The organism is Anabaena sp. FACHB-595 (assembly GCF_048568275.1).
Taxonomy (GTDB): domain Bacteria; phylum Cyanobacteriota; class Cyanobacteriia; order Cyanobacteriales; family Nostocaceae; genus Trichormus.
The window spans coordinates 4,347,905-4,365,462 of record NZ_CP183473.1 but is presented as its reverse complement, the minus strand read 5'-3'; the positions used below and the strand labels follow the sequence as shown (position 1 = coordinate 4,365,462).

The window sequence follows — 17,558 nt, the reverse complement described above, 5'->3', positions numbered from 1 at the left end:
ACTATAGGAAATTGGGGACAAAACTTTGACAGGAGACCAAACTATGTGACACATATACTACGCATGGCAGATATGCTTAACCAAATTAGAAAAATAGTCTTACCTCCTGATTATCCTCAAAAATAATTTGGTCGTGATTCGTGACTAAAATACTTGTACTTTGAGCAGATATTTTCTAATTTGGGTTTAGCAAGCACAGGATTCATAGGAGTAAAAGGTTAGCTGAGTGGCATTTCCTCATACTCCCTGCCTCTGCTGGGTTAATCTGACTCATCAAAACCAAAGATGCAGACTGGGAGAGACTCCCATGAGAATAATTATTCAATTGATCTGCTCCGTCTATTGCCCCTTGAACCGACGGAGTATTGTCGCCGTTGGGTTAGACAAGAAGCAGGACGTAATTATCGCAAAGCCTGCATTAACGCGATCGCCCAAGTTACAGGTACTAGCCCAAAAACTGTTAAAGACTGGGGAACTAATTTTCGCCGACGACCTAAATACGTTACCCGCATATTACGGCAAGCAGACTTGCTCAACCAATTTAGACAACTTGTTGCAAAAGGAATTGTGGCTTTACCTCCAGACTTCCCTCAAGAATAAGTAAAAGCGATCGCTACTCACGACCAATTGCTCCAAAAACCCCTTGCTGTTAACACAAGGAGAATCTTAGGCTGAGGTACATAGGTACTAACTATGACGAACAGTCGCATCTTTCTTGAGGACAAAAATGGCAGAACACCAAATGAACTCAATCTCTACCTTTGACATCACTAAGTATTTTCTCCTTGATGTCCTGAAAGATATCAAAAATGGACGCATTCAACTTCCAGATTTTCAAAGAGATTGGGTTTGGGATGATACCCGTGTACGTCGTTTGCTTACCAGCATATCTCTTGCTTATCCAATTGGCGTAGTCATGATGCTCCAACAAAGCATTCAAAGCCGACAATTCAAACCCCGCCTAGTTGATGGGGTATTAAAACCAGAAAATCATGAGCCAAACTTATTAATTCTTGATGGACAGCAACGCCTGACAACCATGTTTATGGTGTTGTTATCTGAGCTACCTGTAATCATTAAAGACCAGAAAAGCCAAAAAATTATTAAAAAGTGGTACTACCTAGATATTAAAAAATGCCTTAATTCAGAATGCGATCGTCGTAGTGCAATCATTGCCTTACCTGAATCGAAAATTGCGCGAATATTCACGGGTGGTCTGATTGATTGTTCTACTCCTGAAAAAGAATATGAGGCGCTATTGTTCCCCTTATCCAAAGTTTTCTTTTTTTCTGAATGGCGGAGTAAATTTTCTAAATATTGGCAGTACGATCCTCAAAAACTGGAGCTAATTGACATCTTAGAACTAGAAATTCTCAAAAAATTTGAGCATTATCAAATACCTGTGATCCAACTGCGTGACTCTTTACCAAAAGAAGCCGTTTGTCAAGTCTTTGAAGATACAAACACTTCTGGATGTGACCTCAATTATTTTGACTTAATGAGTTCCAGCTATTGCACTTCCGACTTTAGTTTAAGAGATGATTGGAAACAGCGCGAAAATCGCTTCCAATCTTTAAAAGTCTTACGTAAGCTACGCAGCACCGATTTTGTCCAAGCAGTTACTTTGGTTGCTGGTTACGCCAAGAGGATAGAAGCTACTAAACAAGGTTGGAACATCGATAAATTACCAGGCGTTGCAGGCGATCGCGCTGAAGTTTTGAAACTCACCAAAGAGGAGTATCAGAAATGGGCTGACCCAATTACTAAAGGTTTTGAAGAGTCTGCTCGTTTTCTTCATAACCAAAAAATCTTCGATGCAGATGATTTAGCTTACCCCATTCAATTAGTCATCCTCAGCGCCATTTTCACTGTTCTAGGAGAGCGTTCCCGTTCTTTTCAAGTACGCTCTATGCTGGAACGCTGGTTATGGTGTGGGATGTTTGGTGAAATATATACACGCTGGTACGAGGCACGAGCCGGAAGAGACGTTATAGAAGTGCCAGATTGGTTGGCAGGTGGTTCACTACCACTCACCATTGTGCAAGCGGATTTTTCTTTTGATCGATTGATTGGCGTTAGAAAACGTTACGGGGCAGTGTACCAAGGTTTAGCTGCTTTACTACGACGTGAGGGGGCAATTGATTGGTGTACTGGGGAAGAAATCAATGATGTGATTTATTTTGAAGAAAAGATAGATTCGCACCATATCTTTCCTGTGGCATGGTGTCGCAAAAAAGGAATTGATCCCAAAAAGTATAACTGCTTGATTAATCGCACACCTTTAAGCGCCAAAACAAACAAAAAGATTGGTAGTAAAGCCCCTTCTGTTTATTTAGAGGAGTTTGAACTGTGTGGGACATCAGCTACAAGGCTTGATGAAATATTGCGATCGCACGCTATATCTCCAAAAACTTTGCGGCGAGATGACTTTGAAGGTTTCTTCCAGATGCGGGCAAATAATTTGCTAACACTAATTGGAAAAGCAATGGGTAAAAGCTTAAGTTTTGAATCTTCGGAGGATTTTGTTCGAGAGCATAATCACGAGAATGGCAGACAATATAAGCTGCATCCCGAAATTATCAAGAAATATTAAACCACTAGCATTGTGCTATGTGGCAACCACATAAGCTCTATATTCAAAGTCCAATTAGCTACTAAAGCTTTTAAGATTCTCTCTTAATTGTTGATGAATGCGATCGCTCCAAAAAGGAATCACAGTTTGTCCATGACAAAGTGCTTCTAGTGCCGCTTGCTTGTCAAACTCTGCTAGTTGCAAAGGTTGTTCAGGCGATCGCGTGGGTAATAACATGAGCCGCTTCATCTTTTCTTCTGGGACAGACTCATCAAATAACCAAGGTTCCTGTTTGCGCAGTGTTTGCAATGCTGCATAGCAAAGGTCAAAATTTAACCCAGTAGACAGCAACTGCTCCATTACTGTTAATGCAAGTAAATCAGCTTTAGAGTAGTAAACATTACGACCTTTGCCACTACTGTTAACCGTAGGTACTATAACTCCTTTCTCTCGCCAATACTGCAACTGGCGGCGAGAGCAATGAGTAATTTCTGATGCTTCTGTGCTTGTGTAGAACTTTCCTTCCATAAGAAACATCCTATAGAAGCATCTTCTAAAACACATTAGTGCTTTGTATAACATTATGTGTTTTGTATGGTATTTTATTTTTATGAGCCAAAAAACTATTCAATGTCGCTTAATTGCCAGTGAATCTACCCGCCAAAAACTCTGGAAGTTAATGGCAGAATCGAACACACCTCTAATTAACGAACTGCTTCAGCAGCTTAGTAAACATCCAGATTTTGAGAAATGGCGAAGAAATGGCAAACTGCCATCAACTGTTGTTTCCCAGCTTTGCCAACCCCTGAAAACTGACCCTAGTTTTACAGGTCAGCCTAGTCGTTTCTATATATCAGCAATTCATATTGTTGATTACATCTACAAATCTTGGCTGACTATACAGAAACGGCTACAACAACAGCTAGATGGCAAATTACGCTGGATAGAAATGTTCAACAGCGATGTTGAATTAGTAGAAATTAGTGGTTTTAGCTTAGAGGCAATTCGTACCAAAGCATCTGAGATTTTGGCAATAACTACACCAGAATCTGATCCTAAAACTCTTTTAACTAAAAGAGGAAAAACTAAACAATCTAAAAAATCATCTGCTTCCAATCCTGACCGAAGCTTATCTCGTAAATTATTTGACGCTTACCAAGAAACTGACGACATACTCAGTCGTAGTGCCATCAGTTATCTGCTGAAAAATGGCTGCAAACTCAATGACAAAGAAGAAAACCCCGAAAAATTTGCTAAACGCCGCCGTAAAGTTGAAATCCAAATTCAACGGTTAACAGACAAACTAACAAGTCGGATTCCCAAGGGACGAGATTTAACGTACTCTAAATGGTTGGAAACACTCTTCACCGCTACAACCACCGTTCCAGAAAATAATGCTGAAGCCAAACGCTGGCAGGATATTCTCTTAACCCGATCTAGTTCTATCCCTTTTCCTGTGGTTTTTGAGACTAATGAAGATTTAGTTTGGTCAACAAACGAAAAAGGTAGATTATGTGTTCACTTCAATGGTTTAAGCGATTTAATTTTTGAAGTTTACTGCGATAGTCGTCAACTGTACTGGTTTAAACGCTTCTTGGAAGACCAACAAACTAAACGCAAAAGTAAAAATCAGCATTCTAGTGGTTTATTTACACTCAGAAATGGTCGTTTAGCTTGGCAACAAGGTGAAGGTAAAGGCGAACCTTGGAATATTGGACACTTAGCTCTTTACTGCTGTGTTGACAATCGCCTTTGGACTGCTGAAGGAACAGAACAAGTTCGTCAAGAGAAAGCAGAGGAGATTACCAAATTCATCACCAAGATGAAGGATAAAAGTGACCTTAGCGAAACACAACTCGCTTTTATCAAACGTAAAGAATCAACACTGACTCGCATCAACAATTCCTTTGATCGTCCTAGTAAACCCCTGTACCAGGGTCAATCACATATTTTGGTTGGAGTAAGCTTGGGGCTAGAAAAACCTGCAACTATCGCTGTAGTTGATGCGATTGCAGGTAAAGTTTTAACTTATCGGAGTCTCCGCCAGTTACTAGGCGACAATTACGAACTTCTAAATCGTCAACGACGACAACAGCGATCGCTATCCCACGAACGCCATAAAGCACAAAAAAGTTTCTCTCCTAATCAATTTGGGGCATCTGAGTTAGGGCAATATGTAGACCGATTACTAGCTAAAGAAATTGTAGCGATCGCACAGACCTATAAAGCAGGCAGTATAGTCCTACCTAAGTTAGGAGATATACGAGAAATTGTTCAAAGCGAAATTCAAGCTATAGCCGAAGCAAAATGTCCTAGCTCCTCAGAAATACAGCAAAAATATGCCAAACAGTATCGAGTTAACGTCCATCAATGGAGCTATGGCAGATTAATTCAAAGTATTCAAAGTAAAGCTGCTCAGATAGGAATTGTGATTGAGGAAGGTAAACAACCTATTCGTGGCAGTCCGCAGGATAAAGCAAAAGAATTAGCCCTCTATGCTTATAGTCTCCGCCTAGCTAGGCGAAGTTGACAAACATCTGAACCTTGAAAATATAATATGTAATAGCGCCGCAGTTCATGCTGCTTGCAGCCTCTGAATTGTGTTAAATGAGGGTTAGTTTGACTGTAGCAATACAGTCTTGCTTTCTGACCCTGGTAGCTGCTCACCCTGATGCTGCTGCCAATAGACAGGATAGGTGCGCTCCCAGCAATAAGGGCGCGGATGTACTGCTGTAGTGGCTACCCAATCACCCCCGATCAAGGGGGAACCCTCCCCAATTCTTGATTTGACGCACCAAAGAGAGGTCAAAATTCCGATCTAGGTTCGCGCACATCCTGAAAACCTTATCCTACAAGGAATTTATGAGTAAATTTCTTTTGTAGACAATTCAAAAATTACATCCTGGGAGGCTATTTGATGAGGTTCGCGCAAATCTGCTTCAAAAACCTTGCTAGACAAGCGTTTCATAGAGTGGCAGTTGCAACCCTCCTTCCAGTAATGGGAGGGTTGAAAGCTGATGAAGAAAAAGTTAGTATCTTTATCCATCGCGTTGCAACCCTCCTTCCAGTAATGGGAGGGTTGAAAGGAAGCGGTGGGGCGATCGCATCCAAAATTTAACGTTGCAACCCTCCTTCCAGTAATGGGAGGGTTGAAAGTTTGAATATTCAGAACTTTATATTGTGCGCGATCGTTGCAACCCTCCTTCCAGTAATGGGAGGGTTGAAAGATTAACAGCTTCTACCAAATCAGCTTGCTCCGTCAGGTTGCAACCCTCCTTCCGGTAATACATGGTGAAAACAAATTGGATATGAAACTGCCTTACGTTGTCTGATGGTGTAATTAATTTCCAAGAAGTAGAGGGTTGAAAGCAAATCCCGTCATCGGCTTGTAACTAAAGTTATTCAGGATAAGCTACTCATAGAAGTGATTAAAAGAGCTTTTTGAATGCAAACGCTTATAATAGGGGCTAAATATATAGAGAAACTCCATATATAAATTGTTGCTTTTCCGAAAAATGACAATAATTTGTCACAAATATATATGGAAGCGAGTTACTAAGTTGGATGACAATAATTTGTCACAACGACATCAATTTGTCACCGACGACAAATAAGAGACCATTTATAAAGTAAATCTTTAGACGACTAGACGACGTAGCATAATACGAGTCATAACGGCATATATGGCAGCCTCACTCATTTCTGGGAGACGCTCATAATCCTTACTGAGACGACGGTACTGGTTTAACCAGCCAAATGTTCTTTCTACTACCCACCGTTTGGGCAAAACCTGAAATTCTTGATTAGTACGCCGGATTACCTCAACATGAGCTTGAATCATCAGCCAAACAGAGAGCGCAAATTTATCACCGTCATAGCCGGAATCAACCCAGATGACTTCAACTTTTTCCAGTAATTCTGGACGCTCTTCTAACAGTTCCATCAAAGTATAGGCGGCAAGTAATCTTTCTCCAGCATTTGCTTCACTTACAACCACTTTTAACAAAAGTCCCAGACTATCAACCAAAGTTTGCCGCTTTCGTCCTTTTACCTTCTTGCCACCATCAAAACCGTACACATCCCCCTTTTTTCAGTCGTTTTTACCGACTGGCTGTCTGCCGCGATCGCCGTGGGTTGAGTTGACTTCCCCATTTTTTGACGAACTTGATCGCGCAAAGTATGATTCATTTGCTCCCAGATACCTCGTTTTTGCCATTTACGATAGTAGCTGTAAACAGTTGAACTAGGAGGAAAATCCCCTGGAAGCATATCCCACTGACAACCTGTTTTCAGATGGTAGTAGATAGCGTTGCATACTTCTCGCATATCAGTTGTTCGGGGATGCCCACCGCATTTAGCGGGTGGAATCAAAGGAGCTAAAATTGCCCATTCTGAGTCATTAAGGTCTGTAGAATAAGACTTTCGTCTCATTGTTTCCTATGTAAATACACTCTACAAACAGTATCTTATCGCTGCCTTTTTATCTGATAGCTCTCCTTTAGATTTACTTTATAAATAGCCTCTAATTTGTCACTGTACACAAGAATTAGTCAAGACAAAAATATGATTTTATGAAAACCAAGCCGATGATGGGATTTGAACCCACGGCCTGCTGATTACGAATCAGCTGCTCTACCACTGAGCCACATCGGCATATACGATAAGAGATTATAGCATTATTTACTTATGGTAGAACCTAATCCCAAAAAGCGTTTGAATCCTGAACAATATGCCCGCCTGAAAGCAGAGATGGCGACCCCATATCGTGGCTTACGGCAACTTTTCTATATTGGTTTTGGTGCTTCTGGCTTTATAGGGGCATTTATCTTCTTTTTTCAACTACTAGCCGGGCGAGATGTGGAAACTGCTTTACCTAACTTCGCTCTGCAAGTAGGAGTTGTGGGGCTGATGATTTTTCTCTGGCGTTGGGAACAAAGCCGCCAAAAGCCATAAGCAATACAATAGTTTTGCTCTAGATACTCTAGTCTTAGATTAATAAGTATAAATACTGTTCTTGCTTTGAATGTAGTCAATTTCAGGCTTTATTTATCTTAATATTCGTTAAGATAATTTATGTTTTTATACATCATGAAATATAAAGCGATAAAAAATAAAAAAAATATTATGAAATGAGGAATTAATAGATTTTTTGAGAGACTTGTAATTGTTCAAACGGGGTCAGCCAATATAAAGACCCTGAAGATAGACAGATCACATTGAATGGGGTCGAACTAATTTAAAGACCCCCAAGTTAAAAAAACACGATATTCCAAGCGCCAGACGAGTATATACTTGTCTGGCGCTTGGAATATTTAATAACTGCCCCTTGCTTTTTATTGGGGAACTTGAACTAGGTAAGATGATGGCAGTGGTTGTGCGCGTCCAGCATTGACTAATGCTTGGTAAACAAAGGCAGCAATTTCTGCTCTGGTAGCTGGACGATTAGGATTGAGTTGACTAACTGTAGGATAGTTAATCACTAATTGCCTTGTGGTAGCAGCTGCAACTGGCCCAACTGCATAACCAGGAATTTGACCAGCATCAGAATAGATAGAGATGACATTTTGATTGTTAGCAGTTAAGCCTAGTCCATTAGCTAAAGACACCAATGCTTGGACTCTGGGAATTTCCTGCTGTGGTTTGAATGTACCATCGGGATAACCGGAGACAAATTGACTCCGATATGCAGCTTGAATTGCTGCAAAAGCCCAGAAATTGCTGCTGACATCTCGGAAATTAATGGCGTTGCGTTTAGCTTGTGGTGTTAAGGCTTTGGTGATAATAGTGGCAAATTGGGCGCGGGTGACAGGCTCATTGGGTCTAAAAGTGCCGTCAGGAAAACCCGCAATAATATTTTGGGAAGCTAAGGCTTCAATGTAACCTTTTGCCCAGTAATTTGTGGCTACGTCCGTAAAGGCTGTACCTTGACCAGAAGGTGGTGGTTCAACAGTAGCAGCGACGAAATCGACCTGACCAAAAATCTTTTTCTGGTCAATATCATTACCCACAGCCAAAATGCGGACTGTTCTGGTGGCGTTGTTTACATCATAACGACCGTTACTGCGGATTAAATTACCACCAGGATTTTCACTAGTACCAAGGTCTGGTTGAGCATTAACGGTTGCTACTATGCCATCCCGTTTATTGTTTTGAATAACATTCTTACGCAAAACAGGCTTGGCTGTCTCTGAGATGTATAGACCGTCTTGGTTCTGTACAATTTGGTTTTCTGCTACTAAAGGCGTGGAAGTACCACCGATCGCAATCCCAAAACCAGTATCTTGGAATAAGTTATTACTAATCTCTCCTTGAGCTGATCTGGCTACAGAAATTCCATTACCCTTGTTTTGGATAAAAATATTACCTTGAATTTTGGGGTTTCCTGTACCAGTGACAAAAACGCCTTCCCTAACACTATTGGTAAAAGTATTGTTTCTAATGGTGGGATTGCTGGATTCTACCCACACAGCAGTACCACGTTGATTGGGGTTGGTGGCGGTGATGCCGGCGATCGTGGTATCGTTATTAGCCAAAATGGTAATATCTTGTCTGGCGAAGGTACGGCTGGTATAGAAACCACCACCTGTAATTAAGACACCTTGACCTCTAGTAGATTCATCACCTTGTAGCGTCACCCCTGGTTTGAGAATTAAGGGGAATTGTTCCCCAGTTTCACTGCTATAGTTTCCGGGTGCTAATTGAATAATCGCCCCTGGTTGGGCTTGATTGAGCGCAAAGGTAATTGTTTTGTAGGGTGTTGCTGCTGTCGTACCACCGCTAGCCGTATCTGCACCAGTTGTTGGATTGACATAAATTACTGGCGCTGTCGTGGGAACCTGCGCTGTCAACGTTGGCGCAGCACTAGCATTAACTCCACTAGGTACTAGCATGAACCCGCTAGAAGCAACTAATAAAGCTGTGATTCCAGTTGGTAAGGATAAAACCGAGAATAAATTTCTTAAGGAAGAAAAGTTAAACCCCTGATGTTTCATTTTTTGCTTCTGTGATTTGCTGATTGTCAATTGCTTAAATTGGGTTGTTTAGCAGATATATAGCTAGAAACCCCTGCCAAACTATACCGGATGACTAGCAAATCAGCAGCTATGTTTCGCAAGAAATTACATAAATTTTCCTTATTAAGGTGAAAAATTTCACCTGTGGCGGGTGTAAGGGTGTAGGGGTGTGAGGGTATAAGAATTGAATTGTTCTTTATTCTTATCCCTATATCCGTTGTCCAAAGTTATGAAAGATTATCATCAGAGTTTTTGATTCTCTGCAATAATTGTTCGACTTGGTTAGCTTTTTCGTTTCTGTTCTGTTTTTTGAAAATATTTAAAGCTTTTTCTAAAGAAGCTAGTGCTTCATCTTTTTTATTTGTTTGCCACAATGCCAAAGCGACGTTAGTTAAAGCATCGCCATAATCGGGATTAATTTCCAAAGCTTTTTGATATTGTACGATCGCCTCACTCCAGCGACTTTGACTAGCATAAACTATGCCTAGTGCATTGTAAGCCACGGCGTACCGCGATCTGAGGCGAATGGCTTCTTGATAGGCACTGATTGCAGCTTCTACTTTTTTCCCACGGAAAAATACATTGCCTAATTGAAAGTGTCCGAAGGCATCATCTGAGTATTTTTTCAGGAATTTACACAGGTTTTCTTCTGCACCTGGTAAATCACCTTGACTAAATAGCGCATTAGCTTGTTGAATCATTTGCGATCGCTCTTGTTGGGGATCTGCAAACTGTGCCAGTTTTTGTACTTGTTTGGTGAGCGGTTTTTGTTCTGCGTTGCTTAAAACTTGCTCACAGGCTGATTTCGCTGGGGAAGTTTCCTGTGCTGTTGCGGGAGGCAATATACCAATGGTTGTAATGATACTCAGCGTTAGACAGCTAAGAGGTTTAACAAATCTTGTTTCCATCTGGCTTTTTTGCTTCATCGCCCCAATCTCTCTATCATGCTCTGATCTATGATAAACCGAGGCTGGGGGTATAGGGGTATGGGGTATAGGGGTGAGAATACAGAAAAGTTCACCCTTACACCCTTACACCTTTACAGTGTCAAAGATTGAGCATCAGTTTCAATCAACTTGGCTAAATCTTGTAAAAATGCGGCAGCATCAGCACCGTAAATAATCCGGTGATCAGATGTAATATTTACCTGCATTTGTTGTTTGACACCAAATAAACCATCGCCTGTAGCTACCAATTGGGGACGAGATGCACCGATCGCTAAAATTGAACCTTGTCCTGGGGGTAAAATGGCATCAAATGTATCGACACCAAACATCCCCAAGTTTGACAGGGTAAAATTACCACCAGTGTATTCGTCTGGTTGTAGTTGTTTGCTCCTGGCTTTGTCTACTAGAGATTTCCAAGTACGTGATAGGGAGTAGATATCTATCTTGTCGGCATTTTTTAACACTGGTGTAATTAAACCGCCACCATCCATCGCTACAGCTACCGCAACATTGATGTCAGGATGATAAACAAGACCTTGATCTGAATAGCTGGCATTTAATAAAGGATGTTTTTGTAATGTCACCGCCACAGCTTTCGCCAGTAGCGCTGTCATGGTTACGCCTTTGGATTTAATTTGTTTGTAAAGTTTGTCTAAGCCATCGGTGGTGATTGTGTAACCCACACGGAACACGGGTACATCAAGGCTCGCCACCATGTTGCGAATGACAGCGTTTTGTAGGGTATTAAATGGTACTACTTGCCCAGGTGCAGCCGCTATTGGTGCAGGCGCTGGTGCTGGAGTGCGGGGTGCTGGGGGTGCGGCTGGGGTAAAGGTGGGTGTGGGTGCAGATGGTGTCGTGGCTGGTTGCTTGACTTTACCAACAGCAGATTCTATGTCATCGGCAACAATGCGACCGTAGGGGCCACTACCTTTGAGACTTGTCAAATCAACTTTCAGTTCTTTTGCCAATTTGCGGGCGCGGGGTGAAGCTATAAGCCTACCCTCACGGTGGTTAGAGCCATTTTGTGATGTGGCTGGTACACCTACGGCGGCGGTAGTTGCGACTGGTTGAGGGGCGGCCGGAGGGGTAGCCGCAGCAGCACCAGAACTGCCTAAAGACTTAGCGGCTTCGATTTCGGCTTCGGTTTCCGCTACGTAAGCGATCGCAGCTCCTACAGGTGCGCTATCACCAGCTTCTACAATGATGTGGGCGAGAAAACCTTCATAAAAGGTTTCTACATCCATATCTGCTTTGTCTGACTCGACAACCACCACTGTTTCGCCTTTTTCCACTTTATCGCCTGGCGATTTCACCCAGGAGACAATTTTGCCTTCGGTCATGGTGGAACTCAGCGCCGGCATGAAGATTTCGTGAATGCTCATAGGGTGGTTTCAGAATCAATGGGTTTAAGGAATTTAACAGCTTTTGCCAGATCGAATTGTATCTTGGTACGAGGGTTTTTGAGTAATTGGGAATTGGGAATTGGGAATTGGTAATTGAGGATTGGAATAATTACTTGGTAGTCCCGATTACTCATTACTTATTACCTATAACCTGGAACTTCAAAACCAACTTCAGGTCTATCCAAGATATGTATATTTGTGTTGCTGATGACTAATCAACATGACACAGGTGCTATCCCAAGGTAGATGATAGGGTGTGGAAGTTTAACTCCAATTTAGAACCCTAAATTCAGAATTAGTGTTGTTGAAATACTTGTTTAATTCTATGTCGGGAAAATTGAAATTGTTTTTGATTTTGCTGCTTAGTTTTTTTGCTACTGCTGGTGCTGGTGTTTATCTTCATCAGTACCAAAATCCTACATTGATTGTAGATAATAGCAGCAGCACACCACAGCAATTATCAGTTGTGAAAAATTCTCAGGAAGTTGTACATGATACAGAAAGGATTCAATATAAAAATATACCATTGTCAGGGATCAATTCTCCACTGCAAGGTAGTGACCCTAAAACTTTAGCTCTCAATTTTCTGGATGACTTGACTGTAGCGGGTGGTAAGCGCAAGGTAGAGATAACTTATCCTCAACATAATCAAGCTTTAGTCACGGTTACACAAGTCTCAAAAAGCAAAGATACATCTGGGGAAGTCAAATATCGGTTAGAGATGAACAGTTTTGGGCGATCGCTTTTTGCCAGTTCACCCCCTGTATGGCAAATAGTTTGGGTTGGTTCCCAAATATCATGTGGAAATGGTAACCAACCCTTGGGTAACTTAACTCAACGTTGTGATTGAACGAGTTAATAGTGTGGTGTGAGGAATCAAAAGTTACAATTCAAAATCCGCAACGTTTAAATGTCGCCACGAATATCTTCTACAACACCATCGCGGATGACGATTTCTACCTGCATTTTGCTAATCAAGTTATCTCCCCGTTCGACACGGAAGAAACCTTCCATCTGGAATTGATTGACTTCTTGATCTAACTCAAGCAATTGTACTTGCTGGAGGTTTTGCAGCATTTGATTTTTTTGTTCTAGAAGTTCGCTTTTCTTTTGATTGACTTGGAGTTGAATATTGTCAATTTGTTGCAGGGTTTGGGGCCCTGGTGGCTGGAGACTTTGCTTTTGAATAGCGGCGATCGCTCTTTGTCCTTCTTGATCTAATTGTTGTAATTGTTGATCAAGTTGGTTAATTTGTGCTTGCAATTGCTGTTGTACTTCCTCTTTCCAGAGGGGAGTGACGATAACTTTGACGTTAACGACACGCTTTAGCAACAATTGAGGGTTGGAGACATCTGTCATAAAATTTCGCGTTCACTCTAAATAGTTTGCAGTGTGGAATTATCAGGCAAACATGGCGTTGATAATATCGCGGTAGCGTTCTGTGACAACGTGTCGCCGGAGTTTCAGCGTTTGTGTCATTAAGCCGTTTTCAATGGAAAATGGCTCCAGAATCAGTTTAAACGGCCCAACACGGTCATCTGGGCGATAACCTGGACGGTTCTGCACTTCCCGATTCAATTCTTGCCGAAATAAACCCTGGATCATTTTACTCTCCAGGTTAATTTTTTGACTGGATGAGGAGGTTAAATTATCATCCTCTACACTCAAGACGAGATTCTGGCTTTCTGCCCACTTTGCCAAAGCTTCCACGTTGGGGACAATTAAAGCACCGATGCTACGTTGGTCTTGTCCCACTAGCATAATCTGATCAATGTAGGGCGATCGCAAACAAGCATCCTCAATTGGCTGCGGTTCGATATTTTCCCCATTGGACAAAACAATCGTATCTTTTGCTCTGCCAGTTAGCACAAGTTCATTATCTGGTGTTACCCAACCCAAGTCACCGCTATCAAACCAACCTTGAGGATCAATGGCTTTTGCAGTTGCTTCTGGGTTTTGGTAATAGCCTTGCATGACTTGTGGCCCTTTCAATAACACCAAGCCTCGTTTTCCAACAGGTAAAGGCTGGCGAGTCTCAGGGTCTACGATTTTAACTTCTGTGCCGGGAATTGGTTGTCCGGATGTCCCGATAAAATTACGCCAGGGACGGCGCACGTTGGTGACTGGGGATGTTTCGGTTAAACCATAACCTTGCAAAATCTGCACGCCAATAATTTCAAAAAATGTGTCGATGTGTTTTGGTAATGCACCGCCACCGCTAATTACTTGTTTAAATCTTCCTCCTGTTGCTTCCTTGACTTTGCCATACACTAACTTTTGTCCTAAAACATGGAAGGGTAAAAAAGCAAATTCTAGTACCTTAGCGATTAATCGTTCCAACGATGAAGCATGGAGATGATCTAAACTTGTACCTTGAGCAATTCTTTGGGCTTTGATATATTTTTCACTCATGCCCAATAAAAACTTAATCAGCCGTTGTTTGTTTGCTGGCTGTTCGCGGAACTGCTTCTGCACTCCTTCATAAATCGATTCCCACAGACGCGGTACAGCAACCATGTAGTTGGGTTTATATTGTTTCAGGTCAGCTTTAACTGAGCGCAAATTTGTATAAATTTGTGTGCAACCTTGAGACAATAAATAATATTCCACAGTCCGTTCGTAGCTGTGCCAACTAGGTAAAATGCTGAGAGCCGTATCACCTACTTTGGGTTGTACTACTACTCGGAAGGTTGTGACCTGATGTAAGAGATTGCTATAACTGAGCATTACACCTTTGGGTTTTCCCGTGGTTCCAGAGGTATAAATTAATGTCGCCAGTTCGTTGCGTTTGCGTTTGACTGGGACAAAAGTATGATTTTTACCAACTTCGATTAACTGAAGAAAGTTCAATACTTTGAGGCTTTGTTCTGTCGGTGGTGTTTCGTCGGTAAGTATGACTACCACTTGAATTGGTAGGTCGTGGAGTCTATCTTGCAGCTTATTGAATGTCTTTAAATCTTCGACAACTAAAGCTGTGCTGCCACTATGAGCGACAATATAAAGTAATTCTTCCTTTTCGGCTTGGGAACTACGCACCGCATCCACTGCACCGGCTGTCATAATCCCTTGATCGGCAATGAACCACCGAGGACTATTATCAGCTATTAGGGAGATGCGATCGCCTGCTTGAACTCCCAATGCTTGTAATCCAGAAGCAAATAGCTGGATTTTGTCTGCTAGTTGTTGATAAGTAATCTTTACCTCTGGTTTAGCATGGGGATTGTAAAGAGCTAAAGTCTCACCAAATTTCTTCCCAGCTATCGGCCAAATTTCTGGTAAAGACTCTACATTTGTATAATCTACTAAGCGTTGTATTTCTTTACTTTGTTCCTTTGTAATATCGGATAGTAATGAATATCCTGGTTGACTGTTAGTCATAAAGCACACCTCAAATGGAATAAATTGTTTTTTCTTAATTAATTCTGCTACTACGTTAGAATATCTCTTTTCCATTTCTACACCACCTTGGGTGTATGCAGTTTCGTGACCTTCACGGTTGTATTGGTAAAAGTTTATGTTAAAGTTAATTTATATAACTTAGAACTGATGGTTCTGAGAGTACGAGCTGGTGCATGAAATTGACAGCCAATAACAGAAGCCACCTGATTATCCAATGGGGGTGATTACCTATAGAGTTACTAGATGCTTTCTTACTAACGCTGATCAATATCTTCGCTTGTTTGGGCTTACCTAAACTTCTTTCCTTGATTCTCTCGGCTCCTACAAACAAACGCACTCCAAGATTATCCAACTGTGCAAAACCCCTTCCTAGCAGTATGGGAATCACAAGTTTTCCTTACTGTACGGCTTATGCCAAAACGGGGAGCCAATTCTGTAAGTTTAGCCCTCATTTCTGTGCCAAATGTTCTCCAAATTGACTAATTTTTCCAGCTTGTAATCTCTGCACAAGTCAAGCTAAATTATTTTTCACCTGGGTTATGAATTTAACGTGCGCCTCTGTTGGAGACTCACATTAAATTCATAACTGGTAATGGGTAAGAATTTCTGCTCAATTACCCATTACCAAATAAGTAGCAAATTGCGTTACCTAGTTTTGAATCTGTGGTGAGGGTAACTCATTTAGCACCCGCCAAAGTATAGTATAACTACCATCGGAACGCCTACGGACTGGTCGAAAGGCAATAATCATATCACTGCTGCGAATTTGTTTTAATTGGTCTATGTAGCTGCTTTTGTCTAAGTTGGCAAATTGACCATTGAGAATAATCTCTGGCAGTTGGAATTGTAGCGATCGCACTAAATAAGTATGATTCAATTTAGCGGTGGCATGGGTGAGAATTACCTGATTTTGCTGCCAATTTTGGTCTTTACCAGTCACAAACCTTCTTCTGTCTGCTTGTAAGGCTTCTAACTGTTTGGGGGGTTGGTAGTTTAAGAAAAAATCTTTTTTTGATGAGGGTAAGACTTTCAGGCTATTGTCCAATTTCTCTAATGGCACATCACCCACATCTACCATAAAACTATAGTCTATGCCCTGATGCTGAAATTGAAAGTTCTCTTCTACAACCTGGAGTGTTAAACTAGGATTAAGTCCTCCCTGAGTATTACCCAAAGTCGGAAAAGAATAGCGCTCACTCACATTGGGCTGTAATCTATTCCACAAAGTATTTAGCGGACGCTGGTAAGCTGAAGCAGGTAAAACCCGAAAAATCCCAGTACGTGGCAATCTTAAAAACTTAGCGTAAGTTTCCGGTTCTTGTGGGTCAAGTCCGTAAGCAAAACGGTCAAGTACTCTCGCGGTCTCCTGTGCATCTCTAAATTTTGTTTCTGGGGGAAATGCTATCTGTGCTGCTGTCAACCACCGCTTGGCATTTGCTAGTATATGCAGTGCCGTATCAGGTGGTGCGATCGCAGGTTGTATCGGCGGCTGATAATTAACTATAGCTGTTTTCGTAACTCTGCCAATAATTGGTAGTCCAGATGGCGAAGTCACTGTGGTAGTCTGTTGATTGGTCGGTGCTAAATTTGGTTCTCTGGTTGATAAAGGCGCTGCTGGCTTCCCCAGGTTTGGCTGTTGTATTGGTGCAATAGTCAGTATAGGATCGAGCTTACGTTCACCACTCACCAAGGGTAAGCGTCTAACTAAACCTAATTCACCTCGACGAGACAAAAGATTATCTAGCAAAGGCGCAAGCTTTAATAATTCCTGGCTAGAAGCAGACAGCGCGCAATAAATTTTTGTTTGTGATTCGCTTATGTCAGGGGAATCGTTTGCAAGATTACAAAAATGGTTGCCCTTGTCGCGCTGGAGAAAACTGTCTACCGTTTTAGCTTGAAAAATTAATTGTCCCCGGACAGCACGCATCCGATTAGCATCTGGAGAAACTAAAGCTTGTTCAATGCGTACAATCAAATCCAACTGCTGCTGAAGCAGGTAACTAGCCTTAGTATAAAAATTCCCATCAGTTGACTCAACCGCCAGAGTATGATTATGAGACGGAGACTGATATTCTAGGGCAAGAGCATTTCTCTCCAAGCTAGCAACACAAAAAGGTAATAAAAGGCCAAGAAATATGTATCTCATCTCAAAAACCCTGTGTGGATAGGTGTAGTAAAAACCTAAAATAGATATTAAATTGAAAAAAGAACGACCATCGAC

Annotated in this window: 14 protein-coding genes and 1 tRNA gene; 6 read left to right on the top strand and 9 right to left on the bottom strand. The window is 41.6% G+C overall.

Annotated elements, in window-relative coordinates; all coding sequences use genetic code 11:
* Positions 1-285: 285 nt before the first annotated feature.
* Positions 286-600 (top strand): hypothetical protein, encoded by a 315-nt coding sequence (locus ACN222_RS18095; protein WP_010997763.1) that lies wholly within the window; start codon positions 286-288, stop codon positions 598-600.
* Between the two features lie 127 nt (positions 601-727).
* Complete coding sequence (locus ACN222_RS18090) at positions 728-2,593, top strand: GmrSD restriction endonuclease domain-containing protein (RefSeq protein WP_010997762.1); 1,866 nt, start codon at positions 728-730, stop codon at positions 2,591-2,593.
* Between the two features lie 54 nt (positions 2,594-2,647).
* On the opposite strand, the gene ACN222_RS18085 is transcribed toward ACN222_RS18090, so the two are convergent.
* Entirely contained in the window at positions 2,648-3,100 is a 453-nt protein-coding gene (locus ACN222_RS18085; protein WP_044523185.1) for a MerR family transcriptional regulator, read from the bottom strand.
* An 82-nt stretch (positions 3,101-3,182) separates the two neighbouring features.
* Between ACN222_RS18085 and cas12k the strand changes: the two genes are divergently transcribed.
* Positions 3,183-5,102 carry a type V CRISPR-associated protein Cas12k gene (gene cas12k / locus ACN222_RS18080; protein ID WP_044521835.1) on the top strand — a complete coding sequence of 640 codons (1,920 nt, stop codon included), beginning with the start codon at positions 3,183-3,185 and terminating at the stop codon, positions 5,100-5,102.
* Between the two features lie 441 nt (positions 5,103-5,543).
* On the top strand, positions 5,544-5,690 hold the full coding sequence (locus tag ACN222_RS18075; RefSeq protein WP_416365152.1) for a hypothetical protein: 147 nt from the start codon (positions 5,544-5,546) through the stop codon (positions 5,688-5,690).
* A 519-nt stretch (positions 5,691-6,209) separates the two neighbouring features.
* Here the strand turns inward: ACN222_RS18075 and ACN222_RS18070 are convergent.
* Together ACN222_RS18070 and ACN222_RS18065 are read right to left on the bottom strand one after the other, a co-directional pair.
* Positions 6,210-7,003 (bottom strand): IS5 family transposase gene (locus ACN222_RS18070; protein ID WP_096637171.1). Its coding sequence is split into 2 segments (ribosomal slippage): positions 6,210-6,664 and positions 6,664-7,003, totalling 795 coding nucleotides; the frame shifts between segments, so codons are not numbered across the junction.
* A gap of 150 nt (positions 7,004-7,153) precedes the next feature.
* A tRNA-Thr gene (locus ACN222_RS18065) sits at positions 7,154-7,225 on the bottom strand.
* A 33-nt stretch (positions 7,226-7,258) separates the two neighbouring features.
* Here ACN222_RS18065 and ACN222_RS18060 point away from each other — a divergent pair.
* Entirely contained in the window at positions 7,259-7,525 is a 267-nt protein-coding gene (locus ACN222_RS18060) for a DUF3493 domain-containing protein (RefSeq protein WP_010997758.1), read from the top strand.
* A gap of 380 nt (positions 7,526-7,905) precedes the next feature.
* On the opposite strand, the gene ACN222_RS18055 is transcribed toward ACN222_RS18060, so the two are convergent.
* From ACN222_RS18055 to ACN222_RS18045, 3 genes are all read right to left on the bottom strand, one after another.
* Positions 7,906-9,564, bottom strand: a complete 1,659-nt coding sequence (locus ACN222_RS18055) for a DUF1565 domain-containing protein (RefSeq protein ID WP_010997757.1) — start codon at positions 9,562-9,564, stop codon at positions 7,906-7,908.
* 248 nt (positions 9,565-9,812) lie between these two features.
* Positions 9,813-10,511, bottom strand: coding sequence for a tetratricopeptide repeat protein (locus tag ACN222_RS18050; RefSeq protein WP_010997756.1), 699 nt, complete (start codon positions 10,509-10,511; stop codon positions 9,813-9,815).
* Positions 10,512-10,624: 113 nt separating this feature from the next.
* Entirely contained in the window at positions 10,625-11,917 is a 1,293-nt protein-coding gene (locus tag ACN222_RS18045; RefSeq protein WP_010997755.1) for a dihydrolipoamide acetyltransferase family protein, read from the bottom strand.
* A 346-nt stretch (positions 11,918-12,263) separates the two neighbouring features.
* Between ACN222_RS18045 and ACN222_RS18040 the strand changes: the two genes are divergently transcribed.
* Positions 12,264-12,788 carry a hypothetical protein gene (locus ACN222_RS18040; protein WP_044521832.1) on the top strand — a complete coding sequence of 175 codons (525 nt, stop codon included), beginning with the start codon at positions 12,264-12,266 and terminating at the stop codon, positions 12,786-12,788.
* Positions 12,789-12,844: 56 nt separating this feature from the next.
* On the opposite strand, the gene ACN222_RS18035 is transcribed toward ACN222_RS18040, so the two are convergent.
* The 3 genes from ACN222_RS18035 to ACN222_RS18025 form a co-directional block, all read right to left on the bottom strand.
* Entirely contained in the window at positions 12,845-13,297 is a 453-nt protein-coding gene (locus ACN222_RS18035; RefSeq protein ID WP_010997752.1) for a YlqD family protein, read from the bottom strand.
* A 42-nt stretch (positions 13,298-13,339) separates the two neighbouring features.
* On the bottom strand, positions 13,340-15,316 hold the full coding sequence (locus tag ACN222_RS18030) for an AMP-dependent synthetase/ligase (RefSeq protein WP_044523181.1): 1,977 nt from the start codon (positions 15,314-15,316) through the stop codon (positions 13,340-13,342).
* A 670-nt stretch (positions 15,317-15,986) separates the two neighbouring features.
* On the bottom strand, positions 15,987-17,483 hold the full coding sequence (locus ACN222_RS18025; protein ID WP_010997750.1) for a hypothetical protein: 1,497 nt from the start codon (positions 17,481-17,483) through the stop codon (positions 15,987-15,989).
* Between the last annotated feature and the right edge of the window lie 75 nt (positions 17,484-17,558).